This window comes from Pseudomonas sp. HY13-MNA-CIBAN-0226 (genome assembly GCF_040310305.1).
Taxonomy (GTDB): domain Bacteria; phylum Pseudomonadota; class Gammaproteobacteria; order Pseudomonadales; family Pseudomonadaceae; genus Aquipseudomonas; species Aquipseudomonas gregormendelii.
In genome coordinates, this window is record NZ_JBEOPS010000038.1 from 1 (window position 1) to 19,090 (window position 19,090).

Consider the following 19,090-nt stretch of genomic DNA (forward strand, 5'->3'; position numbering starts at 1 on the left):
AGAAGACTCGAACTTCCACGACCTTGCGGTCACCAGCACCTGAAGCTGGCGTGTCTACCAATTTCACCATCTGGGCAGTATCGGCAACGTCTCCGTCGTCGATGGCGCGCACTATACGGAGCGTCTTTTTAACTGTAAACCCCTGGCATCAAAAAAACCTGCAAAATGTTACCAGTGGCATTTAAATCGGCGTTGAGGTGTCGATAAAGGGCTTTGGACAGGCTCTCGCAGCCTGAAATTTCCCGTTTCATTACGCCTATGCCAAACTAACCGCATATAGACAAGGTGAAAACTCTCTAATGGCCGATTGGCAGTCCCTCGATCCCGAGGCCGCTCGTGAAGCGGAAAAATATGAAAACCCTATTCCTAGCCGCGAACTGATCCTTCAGCATCTTGCTGATCGGGGTTCGCCTGCTAACCGCGAGCAACTGGTCGAAGAGTTTGGTCTGACCACAGAAGACCAGATTGAAGCCCTGCGCCGCCGCCTGCGCGCCATGGAGCGCGACGCTCAACTCATCTACACCCGTCGTGGCACCTATGCGCCGGTGGACAAGCTCGACTTGATCCTCGGCCGCATCAGTGGTCACCGGGACGGCTTCGGCTTCCTGGTGCCGGATGACGGCAGTGACGACCTGTTCATGAGCCCGGCGCAAATGCGTCTGGTGTTCGACGGTGATCGTGCACTGGCCCGTGTTTCCGGCCTGGATCGTCGTGGTCGCCGCGAAGGCATGATCGTCGAAGTGGTGTCCCGTGCCCACGAGACCATCGTCGGTCGTTACTTCGAAGAGGGTGGTATCGGCTTCGTGGTCGCGGACAACCCGAAAATCCAGCAGGAAGTGCTGGTCACGCCGGGCCGTAATGCCAATGCCAAGATCGGTCAGTTCGTTGAAGTGAAGATCACCCACTGGCCGACCCCACGCTTCCAGCCGCAAGGCGATGTGGTCGAGGTCGTGGGCAACTACATGGCGCCGGGCATGGAAATCGACGTCGCCCTGCGTGCGTACGATATCCCGCATGTTTGGCCTGAAGCGGTGTTGAAAGAAGCCGCCAAGCTCAAGCCTGAAGTCGAAGAGAAAGACAAAGAGAAGCGCATCGACCTGCGCCATCTGCCGTTCGTCACCATTGACGGTGAGGATGCGCGCGACTTCGATGATGCCGTTTACTGTGAAGCCAAGCCGGGCAAGCTGCGCCTGTTCTCCGGCGGCTGGAAGTTGTACGTGGCAATTGCCGACGTCTCCAGCTACGTGAAAATCGGATCGGCCCTGGACAACGAATCCCAGGTTCGGGGCAACTCGGTGTACTTCCCCGAGCGCGTGATTCCGATGCTGCCGGAGCAGCTGTCCAACGGCCTGTGCTCGCTGAACCCGCACGTCGATCGCCTGGCCATGGTTTGCGAGATGACCATCTCCAAAACGGGCGAGATGACTGACTACTGCTTCTACGAGGCCGTGATCCACTCCCACGCCCGCCTGACCTACAACAAGGTCAGCGCGATGCTGGAAACGCCGAAACTCACCGAGGCGCGTCAGCTTCGCGGCGAGTACAACGATGTCCTGCCGCACCTCAAGCAGCTTTACGCGCTTTACAAAGTGCTGCTGGGCGCGCGTCACGTGCGTGGCGCGATCGATTTCGAAACCCAGGAAACCCGGATTATCTTCGGCACAGAGCGCAAGATTGCCGAAATCCGTCCGACCGTTCGTAACGATGCGCACAAGCTGATCGAGGAGTGCATGCTGGCGGCCAACGTGGCCACCGCAGAGTTCCTCAAGAAGCACGAAATTCCGGCTCTGTATCGCGTTCACAACGGTCCGCCACCGGAACGCCTCGAAAAACTGCGCGCGTTCCTGGGTGAGCTCGGCCTGTCCCTGCACAAAGGCAAGGACGGCCCGTCGCCGAAGGATTACCAGGCGTTGCTGGCCAGCATCAAGGACCGTCCGGATTTCCACCTGATCCAGACCGTCATGCTGCGTTCCCTGAGTCAGGCGGTGTATAGCGCTGATAACCAGGGCCACTTCGGCCTGAATTACGAAGCCTATACCCACTTCACTTCGCCGATCCGCCGCTACCCGGACCTGCTCACGCACCGGGCGATCCGCAGCGTCATCCATTCGAAGCAGGACACCCCGCACGTTCGCCGTGCTGGCGCGATGACCATCCCGAAAGCGCGGATCTATCCGTACGACGAAGCCGCCCTCGAGCAGCTCGGCGAGCAATGCTCGATGAGTGAGCGCCGCGCCGACGAAGCGACCCGCGACGTAGTGAACTGGCTCAAGTGCGAGTTCATGAAAGATCGCGTGGGTGAATCGTTCCCGGGTGTGATCACTGCCGTGACCGGTTTTGGCCTGTTCGTCGAGCTGACCGATATCTACGTCGAAGGCCTGGTGCACGTCACCGCGCTGCCTGGGGATTACTACCACTTCGATCCTGTGCACCACCGCCTCGCCGGTGAGCGCACCGGTCGCAGCTTCCGCCTTGGCGATACCGTTGAAGTGCGCGTGATGCGCGTTGACCTCGACGAGCGCAAGATCGACTTCGAGATGGCTGAAAAAACCATCAGCGCGCCAATCGGCCGCAAGAAGCGCGGAACTGAAAAAACCGAGCCAGCCAGCAAGTCCACGGCTAAAACCGTTGCCGAGCCGGCTGCCGCGAAAACAGGCCGTCGTCCAGCGAAGGAGAAGGCTGTCGAAGCCTATCGTCCGAGCGATGCGGCGGCAAAAAATGCCGAGCTGCGCAAAAGTCGTGAATTGAAGCAGGCATTGCTGTCTGAAGCGAAAAGCGGCGGTAAAGCGGCGTCTGGGGGAAAGACCGGACGGTCGGCGCCTGACAAGGCTCCCGGCAGCAAGCCAAGCAAACACCGTAAAGGCCCGCCAAAAGCGGGCTCGGCCCCAGCCAAAAGCGGCGGGGCGCGTAAACCTAAGGCCAAGTCATGAGTCAGTTGGAAAAAATCTACGGCGTACATGCCGTAGAAGCGCTGCTCCGCCATCACCCGAAACGCGTCAAGCAGATCTGGTTGGCGGAAGGTCGCAGCGACCCGCGCGTGAAAACCCTGATCGAACTCGCTGCCGAGAATCGCGTGGCGGTCGGCAATGCCGAGCGTCGCGAGCTCGACGCCTGGGTTGAGGGCGTACACCAGGGCGTGGTGGCGGATGTGAGTCCGAGCCAGGTCTGGGGTGAGGCGATGCTGGACGAGCTGCTCGATCGCACCGACGGCGCTCCACTGCTGCTGGTGCTCGACGGCGTAACCGACCCGCACAACCTTGGCGCCTGCCTGCGTTCGGCCGATGCGGCCGGAGCGCTGGCGGTGATCGTGCCGAAGGACAAGTCAGCCACCTTGACCCCGACAGTGCGCAAGGTCGCCTGTGGCGCAGCGGAAGTGATTCCGTTGGTTGCAGTGACCAACCTTGCGCGCACGCTTGAAAAGCTCAAGCAGCGTGGCTTGTGGGTTGTCGGCACGGCGGGCGAGGCCGAACAGAGCCTGTATCAACAGGACATGACCGGCCCGACTATCCTGATCATGGGTGCAGAAGGCAGCGGCATGCGTCGCCTGACCCGCGACCTGTGCGATTACCTTGTTCACCTGCCGATGGCTGGCAGCGTCAGCAGCCTCAACGTATCCGTGGCAACGGGCGTGTGCCTGTTCGAAGCCCAGCGCCAGCGTAGCGTCAAGGCGGCCGGGACTGGCAAAAAGTCCTGACACTACGCAGGACTTGTAGGAGCTGCCGAGAGAAATGAGGCTGCGATCTTTTGATTTTGGTTTTTAAGATCAAAAGATCGCAGCCTTCGGCAGCTCCTACAGGTGTCCGGCCGGTATCGCGGTGATTGTTCAAATAATCACCAATTACCTTGCACCTCTTCCGCCCCTTCTCTACAATTGCGCCCCTTGCTGTGACGGCAGGCACGCATGTGTCTATCGCAAGCAAGTCCATAAGTGTCATTCACTCCTTGTCTGACCGCTTTTGAGCGGCAGGCTACAACCCGTAAGGAGCATTCATGCGTCATTACGAAATCATCTTTTTGGTCCACCCGGATCAAAGCGAGCAAGTCGGCGGCATGGTTGAGCGTTACACCAAGCTGATCGAAGAAGACGGCGGCAAAATCCACCGTCTGGAAGATTGGGGCCGTCGTCAACTGGCCTACGCAATCAACAATGTTCACAAGGCTCACTACGTGATGCTGAACGTTGAGTGCACTGGCAAGGCCCTGGCCGAGCTGGAAGACAACTTCCGCTACAACGATGCAGTGATCCGTAACCTGGTCATCCGTCGCGAAGAAGCCGTTACCGGCCAATCCGAGATGCTCAAGGCTGAAGAAAACCGCAGTGAGCGCCGTGAGCGTCGCGACCGTCCTGAGCACGAAGGCGCTGAAAGCGCTGATAGTGATGACAGCGACAACAGCGATAACGCTGACGAGTAATCCACGGACCTTTTGAGGAGCCTATTACATGGCACGTTTCTTCCGTCGTCGTAAATTCTGCCGCTTCACCGCTGAAGACGTGAAAGAGATCGATTACAAAGATCTCAACACTCTGAAAGCCTACGTATCCGAGACCGGCAAAATTGTTCCAAGCCGCATCACCGGTACCAAAGCTCGTTATCAGCGTCAGCTGGCCACCGCTATCAAGCGCGCCCGCTTCCTGGCCCTGCTGGCCTACACCGACAGCCACGGCCGCTGAGACCGGGCAGTCGACTCGTAGCAAAGGATTGAATGCATGCGTGCCATAGCTGAGTTCATCATGCGCGGCCGTATGCAGGCCACTCTGGTAGTGGCTGGATGCGCGGCATTGCCGTTGTTGTATTGGTTGGGTGCTGCTGCGGGATGCTTCGTGCTCCTGCGGCGCGGATTGAAGGACGCGACGAGCGTTCTTGCTCTGGGACTGCTGCCGGCCCTGGTCTGGTGGCTTTATGCCGATGACCCTCGCTCACTTCTGGTGTTGCTGGGGTCTTGGAGCCTTGCGTTGGTTTTGCGCGCAAGTGAGTCCTGGAACCGCGTGCTGCTGGTCAGCATAGCGATGGGAGTGGTGTTTTCAGTGGTGCTGGGGATCGCTTTTGGTCCCCAGATCGAGATGCTGGCGCAGGCCTTGATAAAGGTCATGCCGTCGCTACTCGGTGATGTCTACCAGAAGTTGTCGGTAGACGAGCAAGCGCATTTTGCGTCCCTGATTGCACCGGTCCTGACCGGCCTGATTGCGGCCTTGTTGCAAATCGTCAGTGTGCTGAGCCTGATTGTCGGGCGCTACTGGCAGGCGTTGTTGTACAACCCGGGTGGTTTTGGTCGCGAATTTCGCGCCATCCGATTCCCGCTTCTACCAGCGATGTTGCTGCTGGCGTGCATGCTTCTGGGGCCGAACATCGGTCCACAGATGGCCATGCTGACGCCGTTGTGCAGCGTACCGCTGGTGTTTGCCGCACTGTCCCTGATGCATGGGCTGGTAGCGCAGAAGCGATTGGCCAGGTTCTGGCTGGTGGGGTTGTACGTCACGCTGTTGCTGTTCATGCAGCTGATCTATCCGTTGCTGGTGGTCTTGGCCATCGTCGACAGCCTGATTGATTTTCGCGGTCGTCTGGCGCCGAAAGACGCCGATAGCGCGAACGGTGAAGGTTAAAAGTTAAGAGGATTTTCACATGCAACTGATCCTTCTGGAAAAAGTCACCAACCTGGGCAACCTGGGTGACAAAGTGAACGTTAAGGCTGGTTACGGTCGTAACTACCTGCTGCCTTACGGCAAAGCTACCGCTGCGACCCCAGCCAACCTGGCTGCGTTCGAAGAGCGTCGCGCTGAGCTGGAAAAAGCCGCAGCAGACCGTAAAACTTCGGCTGAAAGCCGTGCCGCCCAACTGGCTGAGCTGGAAGTGACTATCACTGCCACCGCTGGTGACGAAGGCAAGCTGTTCGGTTCGATCGGCACCCACGACATCGCTGATGCACTGACCGCCTCTGGCGTTGAAGTTGCAAAAAGCGAAGTTCGTCTGCCGAACGGCACCATCCGCAACGTAGGCGAATTCGACGTAGCCGTGCACCTGCACGCCGAAGTTGAAGCCACCGTACGCGTTGTCGTGGTAGCAGCTTAAGCAGCACTTGTCGGCTGGCACCCTCGGGTGCTTGCCGGTAACATCGGGCACGATCCTGTTCACAGGTCGTGCCCTTTGTCTTTCTGCAGTTCCTGTTTTTCACAAACCTATTCAAGTGGCCATGAACGATATCTCCGCTCCTGAGCAATACGATCTGCAAACCGCTGCCCTAAAGGTGCCGCCGCATTCCATCGAGGCCGAACAGGCTGTGCTCGGTGGTCTGATGCTGGACAACAACGCCTGGGAACGCGTGCTCGATCAAGTTTCGGATGGCGATTTTTATCGGCATGACCACCGCCTGATCTTCCGCGCGATCGCCAAGCTGGCTGACCAGAACTCGCCGATCGACGTCGTGACCCTTGCCGAGCAATTGGACAAGGAAGGTCAGACCTCGCAGGTCGGCGGCCTCGGTTACCTGGGTGAACTGGCGAAGAACACGCCATCCGTCGCCAACATCAAGGCGTATGCGCAGATCGTTCGCGCACGGGCGACCTTGCGTCAACTGATCGGCATTGCTTCTGAAATTGCCGACAGTGCCTTCAACCCGGAAGGCCGCACGGCAGAAGAGATTCTCGACGAAGCCGAACGGCAGATCTTCCAGATCGCCGAGGCCCGGCCAAAAACCGGCGGCCCGGTGAGCGTGAATGACCTGCTAACCAAGGCCATCGACCGCATCGACACCTTGTTCAATACCGACAACGCGATTACCGGCCTGTCCACCGGGTACACCGACCTCGACGGCATGACCAGCGGCCTGCAGCCGTCTGACTTGATCATCGTCGCCGGCCGTCCATCCATGGGTAAAACCACCTTTGCGATGAACCTGGTGGAAAACGCCGTGCTGCGCAGCGACAAGTGCGTGCTGGTGTACTCGCTGGAGATGCCAGGTGAATCGCTGATCATGCGTATGTTGTCGTCCCTGGGGCGTATCGACCAGACCAAGGTCCGTGCCGGTCGCCTCGACGACGATGACTGGCCGCGCCTGACCTCGGCAGTCAACCTGCTCAACGATCGCAAGCTGTTCATCGACGATACGGCCGGTATCAGCCCGTCGGAGATGCGTGCGCGTACCCGGCGCCTGGTGCGTGAGCACGGCGATGTCGCCCTGATCATGATCGACTACCTGCAATTGATGCAGATTCCAGGTTCCGGTGGCGATAACCGGACCAACGAGATTTCCGAGATCTCCCGTTCCCTCAAGGCCCTGGCCAAGGAATTCAATTGCCCGGTGGTGGCTTTGTCCCAGCTCAACCGGTCTTTGGAACAACGTCCGAACAAACGCCCGATCAACTCCGACCTTCGGGAATCCGGAGCGATCGAGCAGGATGCTGACGTCATCATGTTCGTGTATCGGGATGAGGTTTATCACCCGGAGACCGAGCACAAGGGCATCGCCGAGATCATCATCGGCAAGCAGCGAAACGGCCCGATCGGCACGTCGCGCCTGGCGTTTATCGGCAAGTACACCCGCTTCGAAAACCTCGCACCGGGTAGCTACAACTTCGACGACGAATAAGCTGTAGCGCCTGAGAGGGCCTCATCGCGGGCAAGCCCGCTCCCACGAGAATCTCACCGAACCTGTGGGAGCGGGCTTGCCCGCGATGGCGGCGACGCAATTTCCGACCATTACCGTCGGAATTGGTTAAATTTTGTGCTATATTCCGCGCCCGCGATTTTTCATCTCAACACCGGTCATCGTCATGCAAACAGCCAAGCCGTTATTTGACTATCCCAAGTACTGGGCCGAATGTTTCGGCCCAGCGCCATTCCTGCCAATGAGCAGGGAGGAGATGGATCAGCTTGGCTGGGATTCCTGCGACATCATCATCGTCACCGGTGATGCCTACGTTGACCATCCGTCGTTCGGCATGGCAATCATCGGCCGGCTGCTGGAGTCCCAGGGCTTCCGCGTCGGGATCATTGCCCAGCCGAACTGGCAGTCCAAAGACGATTTCATGAAGCTCGGCGAGCCGAACCTGTTCTTCGGCGTCGCGGCCGGCAACATGGATTCGATGATCAACCGCTACACCGCCGACAAGAAAATCCGTTCAGATGACGCCTATACACCGGGCGGCCTGGCGGGCAAACGTCCGGACCGCGCAAGCCTGGTGTACAGCCAGCGCTGCAAGGAAGCCTACAAAAACGTACCGATCGTACTCGGCGGCATCGAAGCCTCTCTGCGCCGCATCGCCCATTACGACTATTGGCAGGACCGGGTACGCAACTCGATCCTGATCGACGCCTGCGCCGACATCCTGCTCTACGGCAACGCCGAGCGTGCGATCGTCGAAGTCGCCCAGCGTCTGTCCTACGGGCACAAGATCGAAGACATCACCGACGTGCGTGGCACTGCGTTCATCCGTCGCGACACCCCGAAAGACTGGTACGAAGTCGACTCCACGCGCATTGACCGTCCGGGCAAGATTGACAAGATCATCAACCCGTACGTGAACACCCAGGACACCCAGGCCTGCGCCATCGAGCAAGAAAAGGGGCCGGTTGAAGATCCAAGTGAAGCCAAGGTCGTGCAGATCCTGGCCAGCCCGCGCATGACCCGTGACAAGACCGTCATCCGCCTGCCATCGGTAGAAAAAGTCCGTGGTGATGCGGTTCTGTACGCCCACGCCAACCGTGTGTTGCACCTGGAAACCAACCCGGGTAACGCCCGTGCCCTGGTACAGAGGCACGGCGAAGTCGACGTCTGGTTCAACCCGCCGCCGATTCCGATGACCACCGAAGAAATGGACTACGTGTTCGGCATGCCCTATGCGCGCATTCCGCACCCGGCCTACGGCAAGGAAAAAATTCCTGCCTACGACATGATCCGCTTCTCGGTGAACATCATGCGTGGCTGCTTCGGCGGCTGTACCTTCTGCTCGATCACCGAGCACGAAGGCCGGATCATCCAGAACCGTTCCGAAGAGTCGATCATTCGCGAAATCGAAGAGATCCGCGACAAGGTGCCAGGGTTCACCGGCGTCATTTCCGACCTCGGCGGCCCGACTGCGAACATGTACCGCATTGCCTGCAAGACGCCGGAAATCGAATCCGCGTGCCGCAAGCCGTCGTGCGTGTTCCCGGGCATCTGCCCGAACCTGAACACCGATCACTCGTCGCTGATCCAGCTGTATCGCAGCGCCCGTGCGCTGCCGGGTGTGAAGAAGATCCTGATCGCTTCCGGCCTGCGCTACGACCTTGCGGTCGAGTCGCCGGAATACGTCAAGGAACTGGTGACCCACCACGTTGGTGGTTACCTGAAGATCGCCCCTGAACATACCGAGGAAGGTCCGCTCAACCAGATGATGAAGCCGGGCATTGGCAGCTATGACAAGTTCAAGCGCATGTTCGAGAAGTACTCCAAGGAAGCCGGGAAAGAGCAGTACCTGATTCCATACTTCATCGCTGCCCACCCGGGCACCACCGATGATGACATGATGAACCTGGCCCTGTGGCTCAAGGGCAACGGCTTCCGGGCCGACCAGGTGCAGGCGTTCTACCCGTCGCCGATGGCCACCGCCACCGCGATGTACCACTCGGGCAAGAACCCGCTGCGCAAGGTCACCTACAAAAGCGACGCCGTGACCATCGTCAAAAGCGAAGAGCAGCGTCGCCTGCACAAGGCGTTCTTGCGTTATCACGACCCGAAGGGCTGGCCGATGCTGCGTGAAGCGCTGACCCGCATGGGCCGCGCCGACCTGATCGGCCCGGGCAAGAACCAGTTGATCCCGCTACATCAGCCGGCCACCGACAGTTACCAGAGCGCTCGTCGCAAGAACTCGACGCCGGCGGGTAGCCATAAAGTGGCGGGGGAGAAGACCACCAAGATTCTTACCCAGCACACTGGCCTGCCACCGCGTGCCAGCGATGGCGCCAACCCGTGGGACAAGCGTGAACAGGCCAAGGCTGCGGCGTTTGCCCGCAATCAGCAAGCGGCCAAGGAGCGCAAGGACGCGGCCAAAGGCAAAGGCCCCAAGCCCGCGCGCAAGCCGGTTGTGCCGCGCTAAACGCTTAAAGCAGCTAACAGAACGCCAACCTTCGGGTTGGCGTTTTGCGTTTGAAGATCAAAGATCGCAGCCTTCGGCAGCTCCTACAGTTGGAATGCGTACCCCTGTAGGAGCTGCCGAAGGCTGCGATCTTTTGATCTTCGCCACATTTGCGTGCAATCACTCCCAACCAAATTCCCGCATCGCCCGATTTTGGTGCTGTACTGCCCTAAGCAAATCTGTGAAAGCGCCAGCGCTGCTGGATGGCATAAGTCTTGCGCGCTTTCGAATACGCTTAAGGCTCGCAGGAGGCACGCCGTGTCGATACATGTCGCATTGCATCACGTCACGCATTACCGCTACGACCGCGCCGTCGAACTCGGACCGCAGATTGTGCGGCTGCGCCCGGCCGCCCACAGTCGTACGCGGATCTTGTCCTATGCGCTGAAAGTCTCGCCCGAGCAGCACTTCATCAACTGGCAGCAGGACCCCCAGGGCAATTACCTGGCGCGGTTGGTGTTTCCGGAAAAAACCGAAGAGCTGCGTATCGAAGTCGATCTGCTGGCGGAGATGGCCGTCTTCAATCCCTTCGACTTTTTCCTCGAGCCCTATGCCGAGAAAATCCCGTTCACCTATGCAGCCGACGAGCGCAAGGAACTGGCGCCGTACCTGGAAACCCTGCCGCTCACACCGAAGTTCAAGGCCTACCTCGACGGCATCGACCGCACACCCTTGCCCAGCGTCGACTTCCTGGTCGGCCTCAACCAGCGCTTGAGCGAAGACATTGGCTACCTGATTCGCATGGAGCCGGGTGTGCAGACGCCCGAGCACACGCTCGAACACGCGAGCGGTTCCTGCCGCGACTCCGCCTGGCTGTTGGTGCAGCTGTTGCGCAACCTTGGCCTGGCGGCGCGTTTCGTGTCCGGGTATCTGATCCAGCTGACCGCCGATGTGAAAAGTCTCGATGGTCCTTCCGGCACCGAGGTGGATTTCACCGACCTGCATGCCTGGTGTGAAGTCTATTTGCCGGGTGCCGGCTGGATCGGCCTGGACGCCACCTCCGGGCTGTTTGCCGGCGAAGGCCACATTCCGTTGGCCTGCAGTCCCGATCCGGGCTCTGCGGCCCCGATCAGCGGCCTGGTGGAACCCTGCGAATGCGAGTTTACCCATGAGATGTCCGTTGAGCGCATCTGGGAAGCGCCTCGCGTCACCCGGCCCTACACCGAAGACCAATGGCTGGCAATTCAGGCCCTGGGTCGCCAGATCGATGCAGACCTGCTGGAAAGTGACGTACGCCTGACCATGGGCGGCGAGCCGACCTTTGTCTCCATCGACGACCCGGACGGCGCGGAGTGGAACACCGCCGCGCTCGGTCCGGACAAGCGGCGCCTGTCGGCCGAACTGTTCGAGCGCATGCGCAAGCACTACGCACCCAATGGCCTTGTGCATTTTGGCCAAGGCAAGTGGTACCCCGGTGAGCAACTGCCGCGCTGGTCGTTGAACTGCTACTGGCGTCGCGACGGCGTGCCGATCTGGAGCAACGGCGCGTTGATTGCCGACGAGCAGGAGGACTACGGCGCTGACGGCGAACTGGCCGGGCGTTTCCTGGCAAGCGTGGCTGAACGTCTGAAAATTCCGACGCGCTTTGTGTTTCCTGCCTACGAAGACAATTTCTATTACCTCTGGCGTGAAGGCACGTTGCCCCAGAACGTCAGCGCCGAAGATTCGCGCCTGGAAGAGCCCTTGGAGCGGGCGCGCCTGCGCAAGGTCTTCAGCCAGGGCCTGGATAAGGTCATCGGACAGGTTCTTCCCCTGGCACGTACTGCCAAGGGTGACCAGTGGCAAAGCGGTCGCTGGTACCTGCGCGATGAGCATTGCCGGCTGGTACCCGGTGACTCACCCCTGGGGTACCGCTTGCCGCTGGGCTCGCAACCCTGGGTCAAGGCTGCAGAGTATCCATTTATCCATCCCCGGGATCCGAACCAGGATTTCCCGCCGCTGCCCGACTCGGCTCAGTTGCAAAGCCAGGACCAACCGCCAGTGGTCGAGGAGCGCGCGCCAAAGCTAGAAGAATCCGCCGACTGGCTGACCCGCACCGCCTTCTGTGCCGAAGCGCGTGAGGGTCGCCTGTATCTGTTCATGCCGCCTCTGGAACGGGCCGAGGACTATCTGGAACTGGTCGCCGCCATCGAGGCCACTGCAGAGGAGTTGCATTGCCCGGTGTTGCTGGAAGGCTACGAGCCGCCGAGCGATCCGCGCCTGAGCAACTTTCGCATCACGCCTGATCCGGGTGTGATCGAAGTCAACGTCCAGCCTTCTGCCACCTGGGACGAACTGGTCGAACGAACCGAGTTTCTTTACGAACAGGCGCGCCAGACTCGCCTGACCACCGAAAAATTCATGATCGATGGCCGCCACACCGGAACCGGCGGCGGCAACCATTTTGTCCTGGGTGGTGCGACGCCGGCCGACTCGCCATTCCTGCGGCGTCCGGACCTGCTGCGCAGCCTGATCAGCTATTGGCATAACCATCCTTCCCTGTCCTACCTGTTCTCGGGACTGTTCATCGGCCCCACGTCGCAAGCGCCGCGAGTCGATGAGGCGCGCAACGATGCGTTGTATGAACTGGAGATCGCCTTTGCGCAGATGCCCGAGCCTGGCGAAGAGTGTGCGCCGTGGCTGGTGGACCGGTTACTGCGAAACCTGCTGATCGACGTGACGGGCAACACGCACCGTGCCGAGTTCTGCGTCGACAAGCTGTATTCCCCGGATGGCGCAACCGGCCGCCTGGGCTTGCTGGAGCTGCGCGCCTTTGAAATGCCACCCCATGCGCGCATGAGCCTGACCCAACAGCTGCTGCTGCGGGCGCTGGTCGCACGATTCTGGCGTGAACCCTATGCGCCGCCGAAACTGGCGCGCTGGGGCACCGAACTGCACGACCGTTTCCTGTTGCCGCACTTCATCGAACAGGATTTTGCCGACGTTATCGTCGACCTGAATTCGGCCGGTTATCCCGTGCGTGCCGAGTGGTTCGCCGCACACCTGGAATTTCGCTTTCCCAAAGTGGGCGACTACGCGGTCAGCGGTATCGAACTGGAGGTGCGTCAGGCGCTGGAACCCTGGCATGTGCTGGGCGAGGAGGGCGCGCCTGGTGGCACCGTGCGCTATGTCGACTCATCCCTGGAGCGCCTGCAGGTCAAGCTCAGCGGCTTGCCGCCACAGCGCTACCTGCTGACCTGCAATGGCGTTGCCGTGCCCCTGCAACCGACCGGACGAGTCGGCGAGTTTGTCGCCGGCGTGCGTTTTCGCGCCTGGCAACCGGCCAACTGCCTGCAGCCAACCATCCCGGTTCACGCGCCATTGGTGTTCGACTTGCTCGACACCTGGATGCAACGCTCACTGGGCGGTTGCCAGTACCACGTGGCTCATCCGGGAGGACGCAACTACGACAGCTTGCCGGTGAACGCGAACGAAGCCGAGAGCCGGCGCATGGCGCGGTTCTTCCGTATCGGCCACAGCCCCGGAAAACTGCCGGTGCCCCTTCTGGATATCAACGACGAGCTGCCAATGACGCTCGATTTACGACGTTTTTGAACCGTACGCGACGCCCGGGTTTTTCGTCTATCCGGGTGTCATGAGCGTGCGTTAGTCTGACCGTTCCTTGCTGTCTGCCGAGCTTTCCATGCCTGACCTGCTTGACCGCTACCCGCCGACGGCGGGCAATTACCACGAACTGCTCGACGACAGCGGAGCCGTGCGCGCGCATTGGCGTCGGTTGTTCGACCAATTGCAGCGCAGCACCCCTGCGCAATTGATGCAGCGTCAGGCCCTGTTGACCCGGCAGATCCACGAAAACGGTGTGACCTACAACGTCTACGCCGACCCCAAAGGCGCGGATCGGCCGTGGGAACTGGACTTGCTGCCGCATGTAATCGCCGTCGATGAGTGGCAGCAATTGTCGGCCGGCATCGCCCAGCGTGCGCGCCTGCTCAATGCCGTGCTGGCAGACCTGTATGGCCCGCAACGCTTGATTGCCGAGGGGCTGTTGCCGGCCGAGCTGGTGTTCGGCCACAACAATTTCCTCTGGCCCTGCCAGGGCATCAAGCCGCCTGACGGGGCTTTTTTGCACCTGTATGCCGTCGATCTGGCGCGTACGCCGGATGGTCGCTGGTGGGTAACGGCGGACCGCACCCAGGCACCTTCTGGCGCGGGTTATGCGCTGGAGAACCGCACCATCGTGTCGCGCGCGTTCCCGGAGTTGTACCGTGACCTGAAGGTGCAGCACCTGGCCGGTTTCTTCCGCACGCTGCAGGAGACCCTGGCGCGCCAGGCGCCGAGCGACGCCGAGGCGCCGCTGATCGTGTTGCTGACGCCCGGCCGTTTTAATGAAAGCTATTTCGAGCATCTCTACCTGGCGCGGCAACTCGGCTATCCGCTGGTGGAAGGTGGTGACCTCACGGTGCGCGATGCCACGGTCTACCTGAAGACACTGAGCGGTTTGCGCCGCGTGCACGCGATCATGCGCCGGCTGGATGATGACTTCTGCGACCCGCTCGAATTGCGCACCGATTCAGCCCTTGGCGTGCCAGGATTGCTCGAGGCGGTGCGGCAGGGCCGGGTGCTGGTGGCCAATGCGCTCGGCAGCGGCGTGCTGGAGTCGCCGGGCCTGCTCGGCTTTCTGCCGCGGATCAGTCAGTTCCTGTTTGGTGAGGAGCTGATACTGCCGTCCATCGCCACCTGGTGGTGCGGCGAGGCGCCGGTGCTGGCGCAGGCACTGGAGAAGCTGCCCGAACTACTGATCAAGCCGGCCTTTCCATCCCAGAGTTTTACCCCGGTGTTTGGCCGCGACCTGAGTGAAAAACAGCGCGAAGAGCTTGCCGAGCGCATGCAGGCGCGCCCTTACGCTTATGTGGCGCAAGAACTTGCGCAGTTATCCCAGGCCCCGGTGTGGCAGGCTGAAGACGGCCAGTTGCAACCTCGTGCCATCGGCATGCGCATGTATGCGGTCGCCAGCAATGAGGGTTATCGCGTTTTACCTGGCGGTTTGACCCGGGTCGCCGCCGACGCGGACGCCGAAGTGGTGTCGATGCAACGGGGCGGCGCCAGCAAGGACACCTGGGTGCTGGGCGATCGTCCACCCACCGGCGAACAATGGAAAACCCGACGCACGATAGGCGTGCATGACCTGGTTCGTCGCGACCCCTACCTGCCGTCGCGGGTGGTGGAAAACCTGTTCTGGTTCGGTCGCTATTGCGAACGCTGTGATGACAGCGCCCGGTTGCTGCGCATCATGCTCGCTCGTTATGTCGATGGCGACGATCCGCAAGCGCTGCAAGCCGCAGTCGATCTTGGAGAACGCCTGATGCTGTTGCCCGATGAGGGCGAACTGCAGGAACGCCTGCTTGCCGCGCTGCTCGGGGATGACTGGTCGTTCAGCCTGCGCTCCAACCTGCAGCGATTGCAGTGGGCAGCCTCGCAGGTGCGCGGCAAGCTCTCGCGGGAAAACTGGCAGGCCCTGGTGGAGCTGCAACGCGAAGCCATGGAACTGGAAACCGCCGAGCCTGACTTCGGTGAGCTGCTGGACTTTCTCAACCGACTGGTGATGTCCCTGGCCGCGCTGTCGGGTTTTGCCCTGGACGACATGACCCGCGATGAGGGATGGCGCTTTCTGATGATCGGTCGGCGCATCGAACGGCTGCAATTTCTCAGCGCCAGCCTAGCCGCCTTCCTGCGCGGCGCCGGTCCTTTTGATCAGGCGGGCCTGGAATGGCTGCTGGAACTGGGCAACAGCAGTATCACGTATCGCTCGCGGTATCTGGCGGTGGCGCAACTGCTCCCGGTACTGGACCTGTTGCTCCTCGACGAGCAAAACCCCCATGCCGTGCTGTTCCAGTTGAAGCTGGTCAATCGTACCCTCAAGCGACTGAATGACGATTTCGGTGCGCCACGTGAGACCGGTTTGCCGCAACTGGTCGAGCGCCTGGCCCGGTTCGACCTGGGGTGCCTGCAAAACTCGCTGTTTGGCGAAGCCAGCGTACGCGCCGCCGTCGAAGGCCTGGCCGATCTGCTGCAGGAAATCGCCGAAGCCAGCGGCCAGGCCTCCGATCGCCTGGCACTGCGGCATTTCGCCCATGTCGATGATGTCAGCCAGCGTACGGTGTCCGTCTGATGAGCGCCCATTACCAGATTTTTCACGACACCCACTATCACTACGACAGCCCGGTGTCGCTCGCCCAGCAGCTGGCGCACCTGTGGCCACGGCCTTGCGCCTGGCAGCATTGCACGGATCAGCGTTTGCAGATCAGTCCCGATCCCACCTCACGCCGGGATGAACTGGACGTGTTCGGCAATCCGCTGACCCGCCTGGCGTTCGAGCGCCCCCACGACGAATTGCTGGTCAATGCCAGCCTGACCATTGAAGTGACGGCCCGGCCGATGCTGGACTTCAACCGCTCCCCCGCATGGGAAGATACCCGCAGCGCGCTGACCTACAGCAGCCAGCCGCTTTCCCGCGAGATACTGGAAGCCTGCCGTTACCGGTTCGAATCGCCCTATGTGCACTTGAAGCGCAACTTCGTCGAGTTCTCGGAAAGTTGTTTTGCGCCGGGCAGGCCGTTGCTGCTTGGCGTTCAGGCATTGATGGAGAAGATTTTCAGCGAGTTCACCTTCGATGCCGAAGCGACCCAGGTCGCCACGCCTCTGGTGGAGGTCCTGGAGCGGCGGCGAGGGGTTTGCCAGGACTTCGCCCACCTGATGCTCGCGTGCGTGCGCTCCCGAGGCCTGGCAGCGCGTTACATCAGCGGGTACCTGCTGACTCAGCCACCACCCGGCCAGCCACGCCTGATCGGCGCCGACGCCTCGCATGCCTGGGTTTCGGTATTTTGTCCGGTACTGGGTTGGGTCGATTTTGATCCGACCAACAACGTGCAGCCGGCACTGGAGCACATCACCCTGGCCTGGGGCCGGGATTTTTCGGATGTGTCGCCGTTGCGCGGGGTAATTCTGGGCGGGGGCAATCATGACCCCGAAGTTCGGGTCACGGTGATGCCGCTGGATTAACGCGCATCCCCCGGTAGGAGCTGTCGAAGGCTGCGATCTTTTGATCTTGAGCGTCTCCAGAACATTTGAAGAGCAAGATCAAAAGATCGCAGCCTTCGGCAGCTCCTACAGGGTCAGCAGCACTGCTGCCAACCCTGGACACAGATCCGGTGGGCCTGATCAGATCATCCGGCCCTGAGGGTCTCAGGCGTCAGGCGCCTGATCTTTCGGTGCTGCGGTTTCGTCTGTAGCCACTTCACCTTCGGCATCCGGGTTCAGTGCTGCTGCTTCTTCTTCAGCTGTAGCTTTCTTGCGCTGAAGCTTTTCCTCTTTCTTCTGCTCCTTGGCCAAGTCTCTCTGACGTTTGGCGAAGGAATAATTAGGTTTAGCCATGGGCGATCCTCTTGGGTCGAAGGTGAGGTTGAGCGGCGCATATTCTGCCCTGTATCGGGCCCGAGCCGTTAGCTGGGTTTTTGCTCGGCCCATTTTGGCGTGACCACCGGGTGCCAGGCATCCAGTGCGTCGAGCAGGGTTTGCGGCGATTCGCTCGTTTGCAGCATGTCACGGTGCGCTTCGCGAACGAAGCCTTCGCCGACGATATGATCAAGAAAACCAGTCAATTTGCTGTAGAAACCGTTCACTTCGAGCAGGCCGAGCGGTTTTGCATGATAGCCGAGCTGGCCCCAGGTCCAGACCTCGAACAGTTCTTCCAGGGTGCCGAGGCCGCCGGGCAGCGCGATGAAAGCATCGCTCAGCTCGGCCATCCGCGCCTTGCGCGCATGCATGCCGTCAACCACTTCCAGGCGAGTCAGGCCGCTGTGGCCGATTTCCTTGTCCTTGAGACTTTGCGGAATGATACCAATGACTTCCCCGCCGGCTGCCAGGGCGGCATCCGCGACTATCCCCATCAAACCCACGGCACCACCGCCGTATACCAGGGTCAGCTTGCGTTCGGCGATGGCGCGCCCAAGGGCGATAGCCGCTTCACGATAAGCCGGGTGGGTGCCAGCGCTGGCACCGCAGAAAACACAAACGGATGCTAATGACATGCTTTGCTCCACGGTCACGATGACCACAGGGTAAAGGCACGGCGTTAGCGATCCAAGGGTTAAAGGTCGCGGGCAGGGGTTTCGTAACTGCCGCTGGCACCACAGGCATACGCGGCAAGCAGGCTGCACAACAGGCTATTGAGGGTCATGACGGATTCCAGGTAGGTGGCGATGGACCGATGATAGGGCCGGGCCAGGCATCTGGCTGGTAGATTGTTTCGATCGGTGTCATAGCCCGAAAGTTGTATACAATTTTTGATTCAGGTCATAGGAACTTGCGCAGTTTTCAGGCAGTCTTCTGTCCATTCGCACTTTTGTTAACCCTGCCTTGGAGATTCACCATGTTTGCCAAACTTGTTGCGGTATCCCTGCTGACACTGGCCAGCAGCCAACTGATGGCTGCCGAGTGCAAGACCACCATCGACTCCACCGACCAGATGACCTTCAACAGCAAGGCCATTGAGATCGACAAGAGCTGCAAAACCTTCACCGTCGAGTTGACCCACTCTGGCAGCTTGCCGAAGAACGTCATGGGTCATAACTGGGTGCTGAGTAAAGAAGCTGACATGCAGCCGATCGCCACCGATGGCCTGGCTGCCGGTATCGACAAGAACTACCTGAAAGACGGCGACACCCGCATCATCGCCCACACCAAGATCATCGGCGCCAAGGAAACCGATTCGGTGACTTTTGATGTGTCGAAGCTGAGTGCGGATGAGAAATACGGTTTCTTCTGCTCGTTCCCGGGCCACATCTCGATGATGAAAGGTACGGTTACACTGAAGTAAGCGAATCAGCTTCAAAAAAAGCGTCCATTGCGGACGCTTTTTTTGTGCCTGGCCTTTGACCGCGTCAGCGTTCATCGCGGGCAAGCCTGAACTGGTCTAATAATTCCGGACACCTCTTAAGGGCGATATGATTTCGCCAACTTGGAGGTTCCATGAACGATAGA

The 19,090-nt window shown here is 60.2% G+C and carries 14 protein-coding genes; 12 read left to right on the forward strand and 2 right to left on the reverse strand.

Features of this window, described 5'->3' with window-relative positions:
- Positions 1-299: 299 nt before the first annotated feature.
- The 11 genes from rnr to AAEZ05_RS27375 all read left to right on the forward strand — a co-directional run bounded on the left by rnr (position 300) and on the right by AAEZ05_RS27375 (position 17,110).
- Complete coding sequence (gene rnr, locus AAEZ05_RS27325; protein WP_205892005.1) at positions 300-2,930, forward strand: ribonuclease R; 2,631 nt, start codon at positions 300-302, stop codon at positions 2,928-2,930.
- Positions 2,927-3,694 (forward strand): 23S rRNA (guanosine(2251)-2'-O)-methyltransferase RlmB, encoded by a 768-nt coding sequence (gene rlmB, locus AAEZ05_RS27330; RefSeq protein ID WP_045061828.1) that lies wholly within the window; start codon positions 2,927-2,929, stop codon positions 3,692-3,694. The genes rnr and rlmB overlap by 4 nt, the downstream gene beginning before the upstream one ends.
- A 296-nt stretch (positions 3,695-3,990) precedes the next feature.
- Entirely contained in the window at positions 3,991-4,413 is a 423-nt protein-coding gene (gene rpsF, locus AAEZ05_RS27335; RefSeq protein WP_003217491.1) for a 30S ribosomal protein S6, read from the forward strand.
- A 28-nt stretch (positions 4,414-4,441) separates the two neighbouring features.
- On the forward strand, positions 4,442-4,672 hold the full coding sequence (gene rpsR / locus AAEZ05_RS27340; protein WP_002551829.1) for a 30S ribosomal protein S18: 231 nt from the start codon (positions 4,442-4,444) through the stop codon (positions 4,670-4,672).
- A gap of 36 nt (positions 4,673-4,708) precedes the next feature.
- Positions 4,709-5,602, forward strand: a complete 894-nt coding sequence (locus AAEZ05_RS27345; protein ID WP_045061827.1) for a hypothetical protein — start codon at positions 4,709-4,711, stop codon at positions 5,600-5,602.
- A 19-nt stretch (positions 5,603-5,621) separates the two neighbouring features.
- On the forward strand, positions 5,622-6,068 hold the full coding sequence (gene rplI, locus AAEZ05_RS27350) for a 50S ribosomal protein L9 (RefSeq protein ID WP_008035347.1): 447 nt from the start codon (positions 5,622-5,624) through the stop codon (positions 6,066-6,068).
- Positions 6,069-6,189: 121 nt separating this feature from the next.
- The gene (dnaB, locus tag AAEZ05_RS27355; RefSeq protein WP_045061826.1) at positions 6,190-7,584 is read left to right on the forward strand and encodes a replicative DNA helicase; all 1,395 of its coding nucleotides are present in this window, start codon (positions 6,190-6,192) and stop codon (positions 7,582-7,584) included.
- A 184-nt stretch (positions 7,585-7,768) separates the two neighbouring features.
- Positions 7,769-10,072 carry a YgiQ family radical SAM protein gene (locus AAEZ05_RS27360; RefSeq protein WP_350649657.1) on the forward strand — a complete coding sequence of 768 codons (2,304 nt, stop codon included), beginning with the start codon at positions 7,769-7,771 and terminating at the stop codon, positions 10,070-10,072.
- A 297-nt stretch (positions 10,073-10,369) separates the two neighbouring features.
- A complete protein-coding gene (locus tag AAEZ05_RS27365) occupies positions 10,370-13,645 on the forward strand; it encodes a transglutaminase family protein (protein ID WP_350649659.1) in 3,276 nt (1,091 codons plus the stop codon).
- Positions 13,646-13,733: 88 nt separating this feature from the next.
- Positions 13,734-16,220, forward strand: coding sequence for a circularly permuted type 2 ATP-grasp protein (locus AAEZ05_RS27370; protein WP_045061823.1), 2,487 nt, complete (start codon positions 13,734-13,736; stop codon positions 16,218-16,220).
- Positions 16,220-17,110, forward strand: coding sequence for a transglutaminase family protein (locus tag AAEZ05_RS27375; RefSeq protein ID WP_045061822.1), 891 nt, complete (start codon positions 16,220-16,222; stop codon positions 17,108-17,110). Before AAEZ05_RS27370 ends, AAEZ05_RS27375 begins: the two co-directional genes overlap by 1 nt.
- Before the next feature lie 183 nt (positions 17,111-17,293).
- Here the strand turns inward: AAEZ05_RS27375 and AAEZ05_RS27380 are convergent, their stop codons facing one another.
- Both AAEZ05_RS27380 and AAEZ05_RS27385 read right to left on the reverse strand, forming a co-directional pair.
- Entirely contained in the window at positions 17,294-17,482 is a 189-nt protein-coding gene (locus AAEZ05_RS27380; protein WP_045061821.1) for a hypothetical protein, read from the reverse strand.
- Between the two features lie 68 nt (positions 17,483-17,550).
- Positions 17,551-18,138 (reverse strand): cytokinin riboside 5'-monophosphate phosphoribohydrolase, encoded by a 588-nt coding sequence (locus AAEZ05_RS27385; protein ID WP_350649662.1) that lies wholly within the window; start codon positions 18,136-18,138, stop codon positions 17,551-17,553.
- 341 nt (positions 18,139-18,479) lie between these two features.
- Between AAEZ05_RS27385 and azu the strand changes: the two genes are divergently transcribed.
- The gene (gene azu, locus AAEZ05_RS27390) at positions 18,480-18,926 is read left to right on the forward strand and encodes an azurin (protein WP_045061819.1); all 447 of its coding nucleotides are present in this window, start codon (positions 18,480-18,482) and stop codon (positions 18,924-18,926) included.
- Positions 18,927-19,090 lie beyond the last annotated feature (164 nt).